Origin of the sequence: Natronosalvus caseinilyticus (genome assembly GCF_017357105.1) — an archaeon.
GTDB classification, from domain to species: Archaea; Halobacteriota; Halobacteria; order Halobacteriales; family Natrialbaceae; genus Natronosalvus; species Natronosalvus caseinilyticus.
This window is the reverse complement of record NZ_CP071596.1, coordinates 2,200,670-2,218,053: the sequence shown is the minus strand read 5'-3', so window position 1 is coordinate 2,218,053 and position 17,384 is coordinate 2,200,670. Positions and strand designations below refer to the sequence as shown.

13 protein-coding genes are annotated in these 17,384 nt (G+C 66.2%); 8 read left to right on the top strand and 5 right to left on the bottom strand.

Translation table 11 applies throughout. The features are described from left to right. Positions 1 to 102: 102 nt before the first annotated feature. From J1N60_RS10690 to cruF, 3 genes are all read left to right on the top strand, one after another. The gene (locus J1N60_RS10690; RefSeq protein WP_312907312.1) at positions 103 to 1,611 is read left to right on the top strand and encodes a phytoene desaturase family protein; all 1,509 of its coding nucleotides are present in this window, start codon (positions 103 to 105) and stop codon (positions 1,609 to 1,611) included. A 125-nt stretch (positions 1,612 to 1,736) separates the two neighbouring features. Next, complete coding sequence (locus tag J1N60_RS10685; protein ID WP_312907310.1) at positions 1,737 to 2,609, top strand: prenyltransferase; 873 nt, start codon at positions 1,737 to 1,739, stop codon at positions 2,607 to 2,609. Beyond that, complete coding sequence (gene cruF / locus J1N60_RS10680; RefSeq protein ID WP_312907308.1) at positions 2,602 to 3,486, top strand: bisanhydrobacterioruberin hydratase; 885 nt, start codon at positions 2,602 to 2,604, stop codon at positions 3,484 to 3,486. The genes J1N60_RS10685 and cruF overlap by 8 nt, the downstream gene beginning before the upstream one ends. Before the next feature lie 158 nt (positions 3,487 to 3,644). On the opposite strand, the gene J1N60_RS10675 is transcribed toward cruF, so the two are convergent. The 5 genes from J1N60_RS10675 to glpA form a co-directional block, all read right to left on the bottom strand. Then, a complete protein-coding gene (locus J1N60_RS10675; RefSeq protein ID WP_312907307.1) occupies positions 3,645 to 5,276 on the bottom strand; it encodes a PQQ-like beta-propeller repeat protein in 1,632 nt (543 codons plus the stop codon). 142 nt (positions 5,277 to 5,418) lie between these two features. Then, on the bottom strand, positions 5,419 to 6,597 hold the full coding sequence (locus tag J1N60_RS10670; protein WP_312907305.1) for a Cdc6/Cdc18 family protein: 1,179 nt from the start codon (positions 6,595 to 6,597) through the stop codon (positions 5,419 to 5,421). Continuing rightward, a complete protein-coding gene (locus tag J1N60_RS10665) occupies positions 6,597 to 8,039 on the bottom strand; it encodes an anaerobic glycerol-3-phosphate dehydrogenase subunit C (RefSeq protein WP_312907304.1) in 1,443 nt (480 codons plus the stop codon). Before J1N60_RS10665 ends, J1N60_RS10670 begins: the two co-directional genes overlap by 1 nt. A 226-nt stretch (positions 8,040 to 8,265) precedes the next feature. Continuing rightward, positions 8,266 to 9,576, bottom strand: coding sequence for a glycerol-3-phosphate dehydrogenase subunit GlpB (gene glpB / locus J1N60_RS10660; protein ID WP_312907302.1), 1,311 nt, complete (start codon positions 9,574 to 9,576; stop codon positions 8,266 to 8,268). 1 nt (position 9,577) lies between these two features. After that, positions 9,578 to 11,350, bottom strand: coding sequence for an anaerobic glycerol-3-phosphate dehydrogenase subunit GlpA (gene glpA / locus J1N60_RS10655; RefSeq protein WP_312907300.1), 1,773 nt, complete (start codon positions 11,348 to 11,350; stop codon positions 9,578 to 9,580). Between the two features lie 326 nt (positions 11,351 to 11,676). On the opposite strand from glpA, the gene glpK reads away from it, so the two are divergent. The 5 genes from glpK (at position 11,677) to J1N60_RS10630 (ending at position 17,384) form a co-directional block, all read left to right on the top strand. Continuing rightward, positions 11,677 to 13,245 carry a glycerol kinase GlpK gene (gene glpK, locus J1N60_RS10650; RefSeq protein ID WP_312907299.1) on the top strand — a complete coding sequence of 523 codons (1,569 nt, stop codon included), beginning with the start codon at positions 11,677 to 11,679 and terminating at the stop codon, positions 13,243 to 13,245. 2 nt (positions 13,246 to 13,247) lie between these two features. Next, on the top strand, positions 13,248 to 14,327 hold the full coding sequence (locus J1N60_RS10645; RefSeq protein ID WP_312907297.1) for a DUF7973 family transport facilitator: 1,080 nt from the start codon (positions 13,248 to 13,250) through the stop codon (positions 14,325 to 14,327). Positions 14,328 to 14,522: 195 nt separating this feature from the next. Next, a complete protein-coding gene (locus tag J1N60_RS10640; RefSeq protein WP_312907295.1) occupies positions 14,523 to 15,209 on the top strand; it encodes an HAD-IIB family hydrolase in 687 nt (228 codons plus the stop codon). Between the two features lie 76 nt (positions 15,210 to 15,285). Beyond that, on the top strand, positions 15,286 to 16,332 hold the full coding sequence (gene twy1 / locus J1N60_RS10635; protein ID WP_312907293.1) for a 4-demethylwyosine synthase TYW1: 1,047 nt from the start codon (positions 15,286 to 15,288) through the stop codon (positions 16,330 to 16,332). A 347-nt stretch (positions 16,333 to 16,679) separates the two neighbouring features. Next, entirely contained in the window at positions 16,680 to 17,384 is a 705-nt protein-coding gene (locus J1N60_RS10630) for a DUF120 domain-containing protein (RefSeq protein WP_312907291.1), read from the top strand.

Below are 17,384 nucleotides of genomic sequence, written 5' to 3'. Positions count from 1 at the left end.
GGTTACTCGAGTGCATCAACCGGCGATGAGAGACCCCCTTCGCGAGCGATACCTACGTAGGGAGGCACACGTTTATCACCGATCCAACACTACGTTGGGACCATGCACTCGCTCGCGGGAGAGTCGGTCGTCGTGATCGGGGCCGGGATCGGCGGGCTGTCGACGGCGTGCTACCTCGCGGACGCCGGGGCCGAGGTGCGAGTCATCGAGAAGAACGAGCAACTCGGGGGCCGGGCCAGCCGCCTCGAGAAAGACGGCTTTCGCTTCGACATGGGGCCGTCCTGGTACCTCATGCCGGACGTGTTCGAGCGGTTCTTCGCGACGTTCGACCGCTCGCCGAGCGACTACTACGACCTCACGCACCTCGATCCGCACTACCGAATCTTCTTCAAGGACGGAGACCGGGTGGACGTCACGCGCGACCTCGAGCGGACCAAAGCGGTGTTCGAATCCTACGAAGATGGCGCCGGCGAGGCGTTAGAGCGCTACCTCGAGAAATCGAGGGAGAACTACGAGGTCGGGATGGAACACTTCGTCTACGAGGACCGCGAGCGCCTGCGCGACTATCTCGACCTCGACGTGGCCCGCCAGGCCCGCGGCCTCTCGTTGCTGGGGTCGATGCAGGGTCACGTCGAGAACTACTTCGACCACCCGAAGCTCCAGCAGATAATGCAGTACACTCTCGTCTTCCTCGGCGGATCGCCGCGAAACACCCCCGCGCTGTACAATTTGATGAGCCACGTCGACTTCAACCTCGGCGTCTGGTACCCCGAAGGCGGTATCGGCGGGGTCATCGACGGCATCGCCGACCTCGGGCGCGAACTCGGCGTCACCTACGAGACGAACCGGCCCGCGACCGAGATCAAGGGCCGCGAGGGGGCGTTCTGCGTCGAAACCCCGAAGGGGCCCCTCGAGGCGGACCTGGTGGTCAGCAACGCCGACTACGCCCACACGGAACAGGACCTGCTCCCGCCCGAGAAGCGCGGCTACGACGCCGACTACTGGGCGTCGCGCACCTACGCCCCCTCCGCGTTTTTGTGCTACCTCGGTGTGGAGGGTGACGTGCCGGACCTCGCCCATCACACCCTCGTGCTCCCGACGGACTGGGAGCACCACTTCGAACAGATCTTCGACGAGCCCGCCTGGCCGGACGACCCCGCCTACTACCTCTGTGTCCCCTCCGAGACCGACGAGACCGTCGCTCCCGCGGGCCACAGCAACCTGTTCGTGCTCGTTCCGATCGCGCCAGGCCTCGAGGACACCCCCGAGATCCGGGAGGAGTACCGCGACCGCATCCTCGCGGACATCGCCGAGCACACCGGTACCGACCTTCGCGATCGGATCGTCCTCGAGGAGACGTTCAGCGTTGAGGACTTCGCCGACCGGTACAACAGCTTCGCGGGCACTGCGCTGGGGATGGCCCACACCCTTCGACAGACGTCCCTCTTTCGGCCGCCACACCGCTCGAAGGAAGTCGATGGCCTCTACTTCACCGGGTCGTACACCACGCCTGGCATCGGCGTTCCGATGTGTCTCATCAGCGGCGAACTCACGGCCGAGAAGGTGCTCGAGGATTTCGGTACTGACGGCGCTGACGGCGCTGGTAGCTGACTCGAGGCGACCACCATGGCACCGACCGACTCCCAGATCCGAAGCCAGACCGTGGTGAACCGACACTGTCACTCGGTGGCGACGGCGCCGTTGCCAGCGAGGGAATCGTTCCCCGGTGAGCGACCGTGACCGCCAACCGACGCCCCTCGAGCGAGCGCCCGCTCCTCGACCCGATCGCGTACCTGGTGACGCTGTCTCGACCCCGGTTCTGGCTGTATCTCGCCGGGCCGGTGCTGGTGGGGATCGCTTACGCCGCCGAGAGCGTCGGGGACCTGCTGTCGCTCACCGCGCTCGTCCTGTTCGCGTACTTCCTGGTCCCGGCGAACGTCTTCCTGTACGGAATCAACGACGTGTACGACCGGGAGATCGACGCCGAGAATCCGAAGAAGGAGGGTCGCGAAGCGCGCTACGAGGGACAGCGATTCGTTCCCGCTGCCGTCGTCGCCTGTGCGCTCGTCCCACTGGTCCTGTTCCCGTGGCTTCCAGCGCCGTCGTGGCCCTGGATCGCCGTGTTCCTCCTGCTGGGTGCGGGCTACAGCGCGCCGCCGCTCCGGTTCAAGACGACGCCGGTGCTCGATTCGGTCTCGAACGGGCTCTACATCGCACCCGGTGCGGCCGCCTACGCCGCCATCTCCGGCTCTCAGCCGCCGCTACTCGCGCTGGTCGGCACCTGGCTCTGGGCGATGGGTATGCACACGTTCTCGGCCGTTCCCGACATCGAACCCGACCGCCGGGCTGGGATTCGGACGACTGCGACCGTGCTGGGGAAACGGCGCACGTACGCGTACTGCGCCGCTTGCTGGCTCGCCGCCTCGCTTGCCTTCGGGGCGCTCGACTACCGCCTGGGACTGTTGCTCGGCATCTACCCGCTCTTCGTCCTCGGCGTAGCGACCTCGAGCGTGGCCGTCTCCCGAGCCTACTGGTGGTTCCCGGCGATCAACACGGTCGTCGGCATGGCGCTGACGATGGGCGGACTCTGGGGGGTGTTCTATGGCTGACGGCGGGACCGAGGTGGCCCGAGATCGAGCAGACAGAGAACGAATTCAGCGTCGCCTCGAGGCGCTCATCCTCGAGAATCGCTTCACCATCGCTGTGATCTTCCCACTGGTGGGCGCGATCAGCCTCGTCGGGAGCGCCGAAGGCGTAATTCCGGACCCCTTCGCGTACAACCCGCTGTTGATCCTCTTCGGGATGCTCGTGATGCGTTCGCCCCTCGTGGTGGGGCTCCTCCCTCGAGTCAGCTGGCGAGCGCTCGGCTGGCTCGGCCTGCTCACGGGCTACACCTACGGCGTCGAACTGCTGGGCGTGCGTACCGGCTGGCCCTACGGCGACTTCGAGTACGTAATCTCGCTCGGGCCGATGCTCTTCGGGGAGATTCCGCTGGCCTTGCCGCTGTTCTTCGTTCCACTCGTACTCAACGCCTACCTCCTCACGCTGCTCGTCTTCGGCCGTCGAGCGAAGAATCCGCTGATCCGACTCCCGGCCGCCGTCGTCGCCGTCGTCGCCGTCGACCTCGTGCTGGACCCCGCAGCGATCTCCATCGGCTTCTGGGCGTTCGAGGCGGGAATCTACTACGGCGTCCCGCTCTCGAACTACGTCGGGTGGCTCCTCTCGGGGACCGTCGCCGTGATTCTCGTCGACCTCGCCTTCGACCGCGAACCGCTGCTCGAGCGCGTCCGCGAGTGTCCGTTCATCCTGGACGACCTGGTGAGTTTCGTGCTCCTGTGGGGCTCGATCAACGTCCTCTACGGCAACTGGATCGCCGCGGCCGTCGCTGGCGGCTTCTGTCTCGGCCTCCTGCGGACCGGTCGCTACGATCGCACGATGGTCGCGAACGCTGTTCCGAAGGGGCTTCGAAGCCGGGTGCTCGAGTAGCCCCGGCGGAACGGCTCGAAGAGGGGGCCGAGAATCGGGTGACTGGTCGCCGTTACGCAGCCCTCGGTACGTTGACGGGCGCCGACTCGCCGAATCGATTGTTGGCGACATCGACGCCGAGCGGTGTACGCGCGAACACAGCGGGAGGCGTAACCGACTTACCGATCAGATTTGATCTCGATGGTCCCCGTTTCGGTCATCTCGCCGACGGTGACGATCCACTCGTGATCGCCTTCGCCGATTTCGTCGCCCCCGACCGTGAAAGTCGTCTCGTGACCATCGCCGCCGTCCAGGTCGATCGGCGTCGAACGGTCGACGTCGCTGACGGCGAGCTCGATCGTCGTTTCGACACCGGTGTCGCCCCGGTTTTCCACGGAGACCTCGAAGGGAATGGTTCCGTTCACGTGGCCGCAGGGGGGAGCGCACACCTCGAGGTCGAGGTCCATTTCGTCGCCGTCGTCCGGGTCGTCCTCGCCCGGGCGCAACGCCACGATCTCGTCGTCGAACCGCGCGTAGATCGTGCCCTCGTCGACGGCGGCGAATCCCTGAAACGCTGGATCGACCTGGTACTCCCACTCGACGTCGCCAGTTTCGAGGTCGAAGCCGACGATTCCATCTCCGCGAACGGCCATCAGCGTCTCCCTCGCGATGAGCGGGGCCTGGAAACCGACGCTGTCGGCGCTCCAGCGTGGTCCGGAGTCCGGGGAGGTGACGGTCAGCTTCCCGCCGCCGGGGAAGCTCGTATCGTGTACGACCCGAACGTCGGCCGTCGCCGCCCTCGTGAGTTCGGATTCGCCCACGAACGCACCGGTGTCGGCATCGAGGATGTAGCCGTACGCCGTGTCGCCGGCAGATTCTTGAGCAAAGACGATGTCGTCCGTAGCCAGCAGGCTGTAGGAGGCCCCGTCCTCCGGCGCGACGGCCCACTGGGTCTCGCCGGTCTCCGGGTCGAGTGCGGCGATACCGCCGTCGTAACCCTCGGCGTCGGACGAGAAACGGTCCGTGATCGCGTAGAGGGAATTGCCAGCGACGGCGGTCGTTTCGTGAGCGAACGATGACCGGATGGGGTCGTCCGCTTCGTCGTACTGCGGTTCCACGTCGACCGCCTCGCGCCCCCATCGAACCGATCCGTCGGCGGCGTCGAGCGCGTAGCACGTTCCCCCGGCGACCACGTACACCGACCCGTCGACGGCCGACGGGCTGGCGAGCCACTCGTCGGTGTCGAACGTTCGCTGCCACCGAACCGATCCGTCAGCGGTGTCGAACGCGGTGACCTTCCCCTCGCCGCCGAGATAGAGGGTGTCCTCGAGTACCGTCGGTCGGTACTGCGCCTCGACGTCGACCTGCCACTCGATGTCGCCGGTCTCGGCGTCGAGCGCGCGGAGTTCGGTTTTGTAGTAGGGAATCGAGCTCGTTTCGCGCCCGGTCAGTACGTAGACGCGACCGTCGACGACGGCAACGGAATCACCGTGGTACGCGGACGCGTGCGAAATTTCGTGTCGCCAGACGACGGTTCCCGGTTTCGGGAACGATCCCTCGAGGGGCAGGTAGCGCGAGTTCGCGGCGTTCCCGCGGGCCGAAGACCAGCCGTTCGGGTCACCAATCGCGGCCGTGCTCGAGGGCTGGTCGTCAGCGTCGTCGCCAGAGGCGGGATCATCGTCCGACTCCGATTCGTTCGCCGAGTCCGAATCCGACTCCTGGGCGACCGTCGAACCGATCGCCGCGAGAACGCTCGAAGTAGTGAGTGCTGTACAACCCGCGAGTACCGTACGGCGGTTCCACCGTGGCATACTGGTCGAAAATCGAACCAGTCATACTACTATCGGGTTCATAGACCTCGATTTCGTGTCACGAAACTGTTTCAAATTGTGGTCGAACCGCTCGCCGTCTCGGTATTAGACTGCGGAATCGTTTACAGTTCGAGCGTTCCGGTCACTCCTGAGCCGCCGTCAACGCCTGGAACGCAATCGTCGGGAATCGCGGCTCGAGCGTGCTCGGGCGACGACCCCCACTCCCTCCTTCGCTCCCGACCGCCTCGTCGATCGACACCCGCTCGAGCAGTCCTCTGTCGGCCAGTTCGTACAGAAACCGCTTGACGGTCCCACTCGTTAGCGACGACGAGCGAGCGACGTCGTCCGCGAGGGTCCGAATCGATCGACGGTCGCCCTCGTCGTCACACACCTGGATCAGCGCGACGAGCACGCGCTGGCGCGATTCCGGCAGGGCCAGCGCCCGGTCGACGTGGACGCCGCCGCCCGGCACGTCCGCCTTCGCGGCCTCGAGGTGGCGGTCGTCGATCGCTTCGGCGCCCGCCTCCGTCGCCAGGTACGCGGCGCCGAACACCGCCGCCAGCGCGTCGTGAGCGTTGCCGTCGGCCCACTCCGCCAGCGACCGCACTGCCTGGTGGTCGAGCGTGCCAGCGGCCAGTCCCACGGCGGTTCGCTCGGTCACCACGTCGACGAGTTCGTGCTGGCGGTAGGCCGGGACCTCGACGACGGACTCGTCCCACCCGGCGGGCGTTCGCCGCCCGACCGGGACGACCGTCGTGCTCTCCTCGACCGCCTCGAGCAACTCCCGAACCCGCGATACGTCGATCGTTTCCGGCTCGTCGTGGTGGTCGACGGCGATCATCGCTCGGCGGTCGGGCCGGGTGAGTCGCGTGGCGAGTCGGTCGCGAAGGTCGTCCGTGCCGACGCCGCTGGTCGGAACGGAATCCGTCGAGAGCGACGAGAGAACGGCCCGATAGAAGGCGAACGCGCTGGTCGTCCGCCGGGCGTCGACGTAGACGAACCGGATCGCCCGCTGGTCGCTGCCGGCGCGCGTCGTCGTCCCGATCGGTCGTCTCGAGTCGCCCAACTCCGCTGCCAGCGCGGCGAAGAGCGCAGTGATCACGGCCGAGGTTCCGGCCCCGGCTGGCCCGACGACCGCGAACGGTTCCGGCAGACCGTCGCTGAAGGCGGGTTCAACCGCGTCGAGGAGCGCCTCGAGGGTCGAGCCGCGGCCGACGGGTTCGCTGCGGTGGACGGTGGGGCTCAGCACCTCCCGATCGAGGACGAACCCCGAATGTGGCTGGGCGGTTCGCCGACGAGCGATTCGTTCCGCGAGGTCCATCAGTTCGCCCCGAACGGCTCGTCCTGGCCTTCGCGGTTCGGTCCGACCGTCTCGTCGATGCCACCGTCCGTCGCCGCTCGCTCGGTCCCTGGAGAGTTCGGAACGAGCGCCGCTTCGAGCACCTCGAGTGGGTGTTTGATCTCGTATCCGGTCCCGTGTTCCATCTGCATCGCACAGGTCGGACACTCGGTGAGGCCGGTGTCGCCGTCGGCGCGCTCCATGTGCTCGAACATCTCCTCGCCGATCTGCATCGAGGTCTCGTAGTGCTCTTCCTTCCAGCCGTAGGTGCCCGAAATTCCGGAACAGGACTCGCCCACGTCCTGGGCCTCGACGCCATCGATGGTCGTCAGCACCTCGATGGCCTGCCCGTCCAGCCCCTGATTTCGGGCGTGACACGGCACGTGGTAGGCCAGGTTTGGCACGTCAGCACGTGTCCCTTCGAGTTCGCCCTCGAGGTCCTCGTGAACGCGGAGGTACTCCAGGCCCTCCCAGGTGTTGCTCGAGACGTCGTCGACGCCGTCGATGTCGAACAGTTCGGGGTACTCCTGGCGAAGGGACATCGAACACGAGGTGCAGGAGGCGATCACGTCGGCGCCGTCCTCGATGGCGGCCGCGAGTTCGGAAACGTTGGTGTCGGCGGCCCGACGGGCGTCGTCGAGCATGCCGTTCGCGAACATCGGCGTCCCCGAACAGCGCTGCTCGGGTACCACGACTTCGTAACCGAAGTGTTCGTACACCCGCACGAGCGCCTTGCCGACCTCGGGCGTGTTGTAGTTCGAGTAGCAGCCGTGGAAGTAGGCTACCCGCTTTTCGGCGCCGGACTCGCCGCGTTCCTCCCGAGCCGCCTGTGCTCGTTCTCTCGAGGCGTCGCTCCCGCCCCGTGCTCGCCACCACTCCCGGAAGGTTTCGGTCGCGAACTCGGGGAACTCGCGTTCGCTCGTAATGCCGAGGACCTTCTCGTTGAACACGCTGGTGAGCGTGAGCCCCATCACGAAGTTCGTCAACCGGGGGACCTTGCTTCCGAGGTGGGCCATCAGCCGGTAGTTCGAGAGCAGCCGGTTTCGCCAGTACTCGAGCGATCGCTTGCTCATCCGCTCGTCGACGTACTCCCCGCGAGCGCTGTTGTGCATCTGAGAGAGCGGCACTTCCGAGGGACAGGCGTGGTCACAGCGCATGCAGTTCGAACACTTCATGATCGAGTCGTCGACGTCGTGGTCAGACTGGCGTTTCAGCCGCCACTGCTCCGGTCCCTGGAACTTCGGTCCGGGGAACTCGTCGTCGACCTCGGCGACCGGGCAGTTGGTGTCGCACGTCGAGCACTTGTAGCAGTTGTCCGCGCCCGGTCGGAGGTCCATCTCGTCGGCCTCCGGAAAGACCTCGATGGGGTCGAACTCGTCGTCGCCCGGGACGTGGTCGTCGGTCGGTCGCGTTGCGTCGCTCATTGAATCACCGTCATGTGAATCTGGATCTGGGTCTGTCGCTGAATGTGTGCCAGGGTCTGGTTCTGAGCCTGGGTCTGAAAACCGCTTCCGCCGCAGGTCTCGGTCGAACGTCGATTCGGTCGCTGACTCTCGCACGCACTGTTCGAGGTCACACTCGAGAGGCCACTCGAGGCCGCGTCCAGCCCGTGCAGCGCGTCCGGACTAGCACGCGAACGAATCGCTCGACTCATCCGCGCACCTCCGATCCGGCCCGGTCGCCCGCGACGAACCCCGTCGCGAGCGAGACGCCGCTACCGGACTTCTCGGCGGCGAAGTCGTAGCCCGAGAGGACGGCACCGGCCGCCCGCAGGTTCGCGAATTCGAGGTCGCCCTCGGTATCGAGCGGGCGTAACTCGCGGTCGACGGTCACGCCGAATCGGGCGAACGGGTGGTCGCCGAAGGCGTCGCCGTCGAACCAGTCGTAGCGATCCGGTGACGCCTCGACGTGGCAGTCGAAGATGGGTTCGAAGACCCGCTCGCGCTCGGATCGAACCCCCTTGCCGACGAGACCGCCGGTGGCGAGAACGTACTCGTCGGCGCGGTAGGGGACATCTCGGCCCTTGCGGTCGACGAGGACGTGTTCGATTCGCTTCGTGCTCGAGGCGCCGCTGCGACCATTGTCCGCCCCCTCGTAGTCGACCACCGGGACCCCCGTCGTGACCCGAACGCCGGTGTCATCGAGCGCGTCGTACAGGCGATCCTCGAGGCGCATTCCGGGCAGGCTCGGTGGCCCCGAGGGCACCTCGAACACGTCGACGCCGAGGCGCTCCTCAAGGTCCCGGCGGACGGTCGCGTGATTGTCGTCGCCGAGAATCGGCGGGAAGCCCACGCGGGACTCGCCCTCGAGTTGATCGCGAACGATTGCGGCTAGCGCGGCGCGCGCGGACGTCTCGCCCCGGCCGACGTCGACGGTCTCGTCGCGGTCGAGCAGGTGTGCGTACCGGGTCACCTTCGCGTCGTCGCGCCGGATGCCCGGGAACGAGAGGGTGACGCCGCGAGCCTCGAACGGAGCGCCCGTCTCTTCGAGGTGGGCCGCAGCGAGCGGGGCGTCGAACTCGGGGAGGGTTTCGAAGCCGACGAGCAGCGTCTCTCGCGGATCGCTCGCGAGCCCGGGCGCGACACCGGCGGGGTAGCGGGCGGTGGGCTTGATCGCGCCGCTCGAGGTAGGGACAAGCGCGTTGGCGTCCGTGTGCTCGCCCGCGTAGGCATCCCCGACGATCGCGTCGAAGAAGAGCAGCGCCTCGCGAACCGCATCGCTACCCACGCGCTCGTAGGGGTGGCCCTCCGGGAGTGTCTCGAGTGTGTCGAAGGGGTCGGCGAGTGGTCCCTTTCCACTAGGCGCGTACCCGAGCACGTCGATGAGCCCGCTAGCGTGTCGAAGCGTGCTCTGCTTGTAGGTGAGCAGGCGAACCTGGACGCCCCGTTCGGCCGCGGCGAGGGCTGCCGTGGCGCCGGCGAGTCCGCCCCCGATGACGAGCACGTCGTCGGTGATAGCCATCTCAGCGATCACCTCCGTCCGGGTCTTCGCCGCGCCGCTGGAAGTCTCGAGGACCGCCGTCAGTCACTACGCCGCCGGTGGCCCCTCGAGCCGAGTCCGGCCGTCCGCGGTCGAACGCGCCGAAGTCGACAGACTGGTCGCCATCGACTCGAGCCGGATCGCCGTCAGCGTTGAACGTCGTCGCGTGGAGCGCGTAGGTGAGCATCGCCTGGGAGAGCTGTTCGCCCCAGAGGGCGTGGCGTTCGCCCTTCCAGCGCTCCTGGAAGAGTTCGTCGTAGGCGGCTCGTGCCGTCGGCTCGTCGTACTCGGGGTGGAGCTCGTTTGCCATGACGTGACAGCAGAAGCCGCCCTGGCAGTTGCCCATCGACGCCCGGGTCCGGATACGCACGGCGTTCAGGTCCGAGCCGGACTGCTCGATGGCGTCCTGGATCTCGGCTCGCGTGACCCCCTCGCAGTTGCAGACGACCGGGTTCGGGTCGGTGGTCCCGAGCACCTCCTGTGAACGACTCCCGAGGCGCTGTTTGCTCCGCCGGGCGATCGGCGAGCGCAGGCCGAAGTCGTCCATCGCGTCCTCGAGGGTCTCGAGGTTCTCGCTTCCCGGGAGCGGTTCGCTCGCAGTTTTGCAGGTAGCCCGATGGCCGAGCTTTTCGCAGACGTGATCGGAGATCTGCTCGGCCATCATTCGGTAGGTAGTGAACTTGCCGCCGACGATGCTGGTGATTCCCGAGACGCCATCGCGCTCGGCGTGGTCGAGGAGGAAGAAATCCCGGGTGATGTCTGTGGGATCTTCGGTCCCGGTTCCCGGCGGTTCGTACAGTGGTCGAACCCCCCAGAACGAGCGGATCGTGCGGGCCTCCGAGAGGATCGGCACCAGTTCCGAGAGGGTGTCGATCATCAGGTCGACCTCCCAGCCAGCCTCCGGGTAGTCGTCGGGGTCTTCGACTTCCTCGTCCGTGGTGCCGAGGATGGCCGTCGTCTCGTGGGGTACGACGATGTCGGCGTCGCCCTTCGGTCGACAGCGGTTGATGACCGTGTCGACCTGGCGGACGTTCATGATGGTCATGACGCCCTTCGAGGGGCGGACGGCGACCTCGAGGTCGGCCATCTCGCCGATCTGCCCGGCCCACGCGCCGGTCGCGTTGACGACGTACTCGGCGGTGATCTCCTCGGTCGTTCCGGGTGCCCGGTGAGTCCGCTTTCCGGGGCCGGAGTCGTGGCGAACCTCGACGCCGTAGACGTCGTCGCCCTCGCGGAGGAGGTCGATCACCTCGGCGTGGGTTTCGACGCGCGCCCCGTAAGATTCGGCGTCGATCGCGTTCGCGACGCAGAGCCTGAAGGGATCGATCGCACCGTCGGGCACCTGGATCGCCCGCTCGACGTCCTTCGCCAGGTAGGGTTCGATTTCGCGGGCTTCCCGCCCCGAGAGGGCGCGTGCGGGGATGTCACACGCCCTGCACCCGCGCAGTTTTTCCTGGAAGTAGTCGTCGGGATCCTCCGGTCGCTGGACGAACAGTCCGCCGGTCATCTCGACGCAGTGGCCGGCGATGTCGCGGAGGACCTCGTTCTCCTCGATGCACTCCTTCGCGCTGGCCTGGTCCGACACGGCGTAGCGGCCCCCGCTGTGGAGCAGGCCGTGCATCCGCCCGGTCGTCCCGTGTGTGAGGTTTCCTCGTTCGACGAGCGTCACCTCGAGGCCGCGCATCGCCAGGTCTCGGGCGATGCCACAGCCGGTGGAGCCGCCGCCGACGACGAGTACCTCCGTATCGTATGCCATCCGTTGACTCAACGACGTGGCGACGCGCCATTATTTTATCGGTGGTCAGCCAACACCCATAACAATCACCGTTTTTCCAGATAGTTAGTTGTCGTGTCAGGATCTCCCGTGGGTCAGTCGAGCACGGACGAGAAACGGCCCGTAAACTCGTCTACTCGACGTATATTGGTACGAATAGTTTGATTCGCAGAGTTTACCTCGAGAAATACATAAATTCAGAATTACATATTGGGCAATGTTTATACCGATCGTTGGTGTTGTTTATCAGTAATACCGGATCGACGGTAAAGATGTTCGCAACCGAGCGACACGACGGGTGACCACCAATGACAGACACATACGTCGGCGCAGTAGACCAGGGCACGACCGGCACGCGATTCATGGTGTTCGACCACAGCGGTCAGGTCGTCGCCAACGCGTACGAGAAACACGAACAGATCTACCCGGAACCCGGCTGGGTCGAACACGACCCGATGGAGATCTGGGAGAACACCAAGTCCGTGATCACGAGCGCGCTCGGCCAGGCCGGAATCAGCCCGGACCAGCTCGAGGCCATCGGCGTCACCAACCAGCGCGAGACGACGCTGCTCTGGGACGCGGAGTCCGGAAAACCGGTTCACAACGCGCTCGTCTGGCAGGATCGCCGGACGACCAGCCGCGTCGAACAACTCGAGGAAGACGGTCTGGTCGGAACGATTCGCGAGAAGACCGGCCTCGAGGCCGACGCCTACTTCTCGGCGACGAAAGCCGAGTGGCTCCTCGAAAATGCCGATCCGATCAAGATGGAGCGTACCCGGCCCGCGGACATCCAGGACCGCGCGGCCGAGGGCGACGTCCTCTTCGGGACCATCGACACCTGGCTGATCTACAACCTCACGGGCAACCACATCACCGAGGTCACGAACGCCTCGCGGACGATGCTCTACAACATCCACGACCTCGAGTGGGACGACGAGTTGCTCGAGGAGTTCGGCGTGTCCCGGGAGATGCTCCCCGAGGTTCGCCCCTCGAGCGACGAGGACACCTACGGGACGACCGACCCGGACGGCTTCCTCGAGGCCGAGATTCCAGTAGCGGGGGCGCTCGGCGATCAGCAGGCGGCACTGTTCGGCCAGACCTGTTTCGACGCCGGCGAGGCCAAGAACACCTACGGGACGGGGTCGTTCTTCCTCATGAACACCGGCGAGGAGGCCGTCGAGTCCGAGCACGGCCTGCTCACGACCATCGGCTTCCAGCGCTCCGGCGAACCCGTCCAGTACGCCCTCGAGGGCGCCATCTTCATCACCGGCGCGGCGATCGAGTGGCTCGAGGACATGACGCTGATCGACGACCCGGCCGAGACGGCGGAACTGGCCCGGAGCGTCGACTCGACCGACGGCGTCTACGTCGTCCCCGCGTTCACGGGTCTTGGCGCCCCGCACTGGGACCAACGCGCCCGCGGGACTATCGTCGGGTTGACCCGCGGTACCCGGAAGGAACACGTCGTCCGGGCGACCCTCGAGTCCATCGCGTACCAGACCCGGGACGTTGCCGAGGCGATGGAAGCCGACTCGGGCATCGAGATGCGCGACCTCAAGGTCGACGGCGGTGCGGTCAAGAACAACTACCTCTGCCAGCTCCAGTCGGACATCATCGGCTCGGAGATCTCCCGCCCCGTCGTCGACGAGACGACGGCCCTGGGGTCGGCCTACGCGGCCGGCCTGGCGGTCGGGTACTGGGACGACGTCGAGGGGCTGCGCGACAACTGGCAGGTCGATCGCGAGTTCAGCCCCGAGATGGATTCGGCACAAGCCGACCGCATGTACGGTCGCTGGAGTGACGCCATTGAGCGCTCCCTCGGCTGGGCCACCGACGATGACAGTGGCGGTGACGATGACGGTGACGGAGGCGACTGACCATGGTTCTCGGTGAACTCGTCGAGGCACTGCTCGACCTCGAGATGCTCATCGCCGCGTTCGGTGGCGGTGCGTTCGGGGCGGCCCTCGGGGCGCTCCCAGCGTTCATCTTTACGGGGTTCATGGTCATCGCGGGCGAAGCATCATGGTTGGTCAGCTCGGACGCCGTGGCGATTCGCAACAACGTCGCGTTCGGGCCGCCGTTCTCGCCGGCGATCAGCTTCGCCGGCGGGGCAGCCGCGACGGCCTACGCTGCTCGCCGGGGCTACATCGACACCGCATTCGACTACCACGAGGCGAAGAACATCGCCTACGCTCTCGGGACGAAACCCGACGTGCTCGCCGTGGGCGGGGCCTTTGGCGTCCTCGGGTACGTCCTTCAGGTGACCTCGGGGACGCTCGGGTTGCCCTGGGATCCCATCGCAATGGGGGTCGTCCTCTCGGCCCTGTTCCATCGACTGATCCTGGGCTACAGCATCATTGGAAAGGTTCGCGGTACGGGCTACTTCGACATGACGCCGTTCGAACGCGAGGAGACGCGCACGATTACCGACGGCGGCGAAGCGGAAGCGGGAGCAGAGACGGAACCGGAGGCGGCGGCAGCTGCCCAGAGTTCGCGTCTCGCCGTCGAACCGTGGCTCCCCCACCAGTACGAGTGGGACCACGTCGCCATGATCGGCCTGGCTGGCGGCCTCCTGGGCGGGTACACGGCGCTCGTCACCGAGAGCCCGTTCCTCGCGTTCGGTATTAGCGCCGCTTCCCTCGTCTTTCTCAACTGCGGCGTCGAGAAAATTCCGGTTACTCACCATATCACGCTCCCGTCCTCGACAGCCGCACTCGCGGTCGTCGCGAGCGGCGACGCGGTTCTCGCGGGGACCAGCAACGAAGTCGCCCTGATCGTCGCCGCCGTCTTCGGGATCGTCTGTGCGCTGTTCGGGGAAGCCTTCCAGCGGGTGTTCTACGCCCACGGCGACACCCACTGGGATCCGCCTGCAGCGGCCATCGTCTTCGGGACGATTCTGGTCGCCGTAGCGTACTTCCTCGGCATCTTCCCGACGACGGTCTGGGTCCCGACGCCCTGACCGCCGATCACCACCCCTTCTGAGTTACACGCGCAGCAGCGACCTCGAGTCCGTCCCACTCACTCCCGACTCGAGGAGTGCTGTTCGTCTCGACATCGCGCGCACCCAGCCGACTCTGCATGTAGCTGGAACGCAACCGTGTCCGACGCTACCGAAAACCGACTCCTTTAGGCCTCGCCTCGAGCACCGTTCGATATGACCGCCGATCCGCCGCTCGTCCTCGACATCGACGGCACGCTCACCCGCCCGGAGGGGTGGGGAATCGACCCCCGCATCTTCGACCCGCTGCTCGAGTGGGACGCCCCGGTCGTCGTCGCCACCGGAAAAGCGTTCCCGTACCCCGTCGCCCTCTGTCACTTCGCGGCGATCCCCGAACTCGTCGTCGCCGAGAACGGCGGTGTCGTCTACACCGGCGAGTCCGTCCACTACACCGCCGACCGCGCCGCGGCCCAGGCCGTCACGCAAGAATACCAGGAGGCCGGCTACGACCTCGGCTGGGGCCCCGAGGATACCGTCAACCGCTGGCGCGAGACCGAGGTCGCTGTCAATCACGATCAGCCCGAAGGACCTCTTCGAGAACTGGCCGCCGAACACGGCCTCGAGGTCCTCGACACCGGCTACGCCTACCACGTCGTCAGTCCGGAGACGAGCAAGGGCCGCGGCGTCGCCCGCCTGGCCGAACACGTCGGCTTCGCCCTCGAGAACGCCGTAGCCGTCGGCGACTCCGAGAACGACGTCTCGACGTTCGAGGCCGTGGGCCGAAGTTTCGCCGTCGCCAATGCGGACGATGCCGCGAAGGCGGCGGCCGACGAGGTGCTCGAGACGGCTCACGCCGACGGGACGCTGAGCGTGCTCGAGCGGGTTAGTGGACGTAGCGTGTGACTCGACCGCCGTTCGTAGAAACCGCTGGCACCACACCACACGCCTTTTACTCGCGGGCGTCCAATCGCGTTCCATCATGAGCAACGCCGCGGATTCCGGGCCCGACGCGTCGTCGGAGGACGGCGACGTGGACGTGAACGAGGACGGAGACGACGGTGGCGGACCGATGCAAGTCGACTCGCCGAACTACCACCACGAGAACCACACCGCCGCCCAGACCTGCGGGTGGACGGCCAACGCCCTCCGCGGCGAAGGCAAGTGCTACAAGAACATCTGGTACGGCATCGAATCCCACCGCTGCATCCAGATGACGCCCGTCGTCCGCTGTAACGAGCGCTGCGTCTTCTGCTGGCGCGACCACAACGGCCACGCCTACGAACTCGAGGGCGTCGAGTGGGACGACCCCGAAGCCGTCGTCGACGCCTCCATTCGCCTCCAGAAGAAGCTCCTCTCGGGCTTCGGCGGCAACGACCAGGTTCCCCGGTCCGTGTTCGAGGAGGCGATGGAACCCCGCCACGTCGCCATCAGCCTCGACGGCGAGCCGTCCTTGTATCCCTATCTCCCCGAGCTACTCGAGGCGTTCCACGACCGGGACGTCACGACGTTCCTCGTCTCGAACGGCACCCGCCCCGAAGTCCTGCGAGAGTGCGACCCGACGCAGCTGTACGTCAGCGTCGACGCCCCCGAACGCTGGACGTTCGACCAGGTCGTCAAGGCGATGGAGGACGACGCCTGGGAGCACCTCGTCGATACGATGGACGTACTCGCCGAAAAGGACGAGACGCGCACGGTCCTGCGGACGACGTTGATCGACGGCGAGAACATGCGCGACCCGGACTGGTATGCCGCCTTCTACCAGCGGGCCGACCCCGACTTCGTCGAACTCAAGGCGTACATGCACGTCGGGCACTCCCGCGGTCGGCTGGATCGGTCCTCGATGCCCGATCACGAGGACGTCGCCGACTTCGCTCGCGAGGTCGCCTCCTACATGCCCGAATTCACCGAGGTAAAGGAGGTTCCCGCCTCACGGGTCGCCCTGCTCTCGAAGACCGACGACACGTGGGTCCCGAAACTGAAGAAAGACAGTTCGTTCTGGGAGCGCGACCCCGTCTCGAGCGATTGAGTGAAGGAATCGATTAGGTGAGGGGACCGACGGGGTGACGGAACCGGCTGAGTGAAGAAGCCGTTGAGTGAAAGGGAGTCCCTTTGACGGCAATTATCACAACCGGTGAACCACCTGTCGGTGATGGGATTCCACCGTCTCGAGCCGGACGATCTCCGTCTCCGAATCGGTCTCGTGGGTGGATATCGAAAATGGGACAGACCGATCGATACATACCGATGGAGTCGAAACGCATTCTCGAGAGCGTCTCGGACCGTCGAGCGATAAACCGCCAACAACCCCATAACAGTTTTGGAATGTGTACCACATTCGGTACGCTTATGCCACGGAGGGGCGAACCGTCGCGTATGCACGAGACCGTATCGACCACCGTCGGGCACGACGAACTCGCCGTGCTCAAACTCCTCGCGCTCGACGGCGGTCTCGAGGGCGACCTCAAAATCTCCTGTTCGGCCCTCGCGGATCGACTCGAGGCGTCGAACCAGACTGCCTCTCGGCGCTTGCAGCGCCTCGAGAGCGCGGGCTACCTCGAGCGCGACACCGTTGCGGACGGCCAGTGGGTCGTCGTCACCGACGCGGGCGAGGGCGCGCTTCGCACCGAGTACGAGGAGTACAAACGGCTCTTCGAGGCCGACCCCGAGGTCGAACTCGAGGGCGTCGTGACCAGCGGCATGGGCGAGGGACGCCACTACATCTCACTGCCCGGCTACAGCCGCCAGTTCTCCGACCGCCTGGGCTACGAGCCCTTCCCCGGGACGCTCAACGTCGAACTCCACGACGAGAGCATGCGCCGGCGCCGGGCGATGGCTTCCCTCGAGTCGATCCCGATCGACGGCTGGGAGAACGACGAGCGCACGTACGGCCCCGCAGTCTGTCACCCCGCCACCGTCGAGACGGCCGACGGCGAGCGCTACGAGACTGCCCACGCAATCGCCCCCGAACGAACCCACCACGACGAGGACCAGCTCGAGTTGATCGCGCCCGCGAAACTGCGCGACGAACTCGACCTCGAGGACGACGACCACGTGACGATTACCGTCGGAGACCGCTAA

Bases quoted from the DNA above. Each gene is read 5' to 3' on its own strand.
- glpB (WP_312907302.1), bottom strand. From the start codon at position 9,576: ATGGCTATCACCGACGACGTGCTCGTCATCGGGGGCGGACTCGCCGGC.
- twy1 (WP_312907293.1), top strand. From the start codon at position 15,286: ATGAGCAACGCCGCGGATTCCGGGCCCGACGCGTCGTCGGAGGACGGC.
- J1N60_RS10670 (WP_312907305.1), bottom strand. From the start codon at position 6,597: ATGGACCTCGCGGAACGAATCGCTCGTCGGCGAACCGCCCAGCCACAT.
- J1N60_RS10675 (WP_312907307.1), bottom strand. From the start codon at position 5,276: ATGCCACGGTGGAACCGCCGTACGGTACTCGCGGGTTGTACAGCACTC.
- glpK (WP_312907299.1), top strand. From the start codon at position 11,677: ATGACAGACACATACGTCGGCGCAGTAGACCAGGGCACGACCGGCACG.
- J1N60_RS10630 (WP_312907291.1), top strand. From the start codon at position 16,680: ATGCACGAGACCGTATCGACCACCGTCGGGCACGACGAACTCGCCGTG.
- cruF (WP_312907308.1), top strand. From the start codon at position 2,602: ATGGCTGACGGCGGGACCGAGGTGGCCCGAGATCGAGCAGACAGAGAA.
- J1N60_RS10690 (WP_312907312.1), top strand. From the start codon at position 103: ATGCACTCGCTCGCGGGAGAGTCGGTCGTCGTGATCGGGGCCGGGATC.
- J1N60_RS10640 (WP_312907295.1), top strand. From the start codon at position 14,523: ATGACCGCCGATCCGCCGCTCGTCCTCGACATCGACGGCACGCTCACC.
- J1N60_RS10645 (WP_312907297.1), top strand. From the start codon at position 13,248: ATGGTTCTCGGTGAACTCGTCGAGGCACTGCTCGACCTCGAGATGCTC.
- J1N60_RS10665 (WP_312907304.1), bottom strand. From the start codon at position 8,039: ATGAGCGACGCAACGCGACCGACCGACGACCACGTCCCGGGCGACGAC.
- glpA (WP_312907300.1), bottom strand. From the start codon at position 11,350: ATGGCATACGATACGGAGGTACTCGTCGTCGGCGGCGGCTCCACCGGC.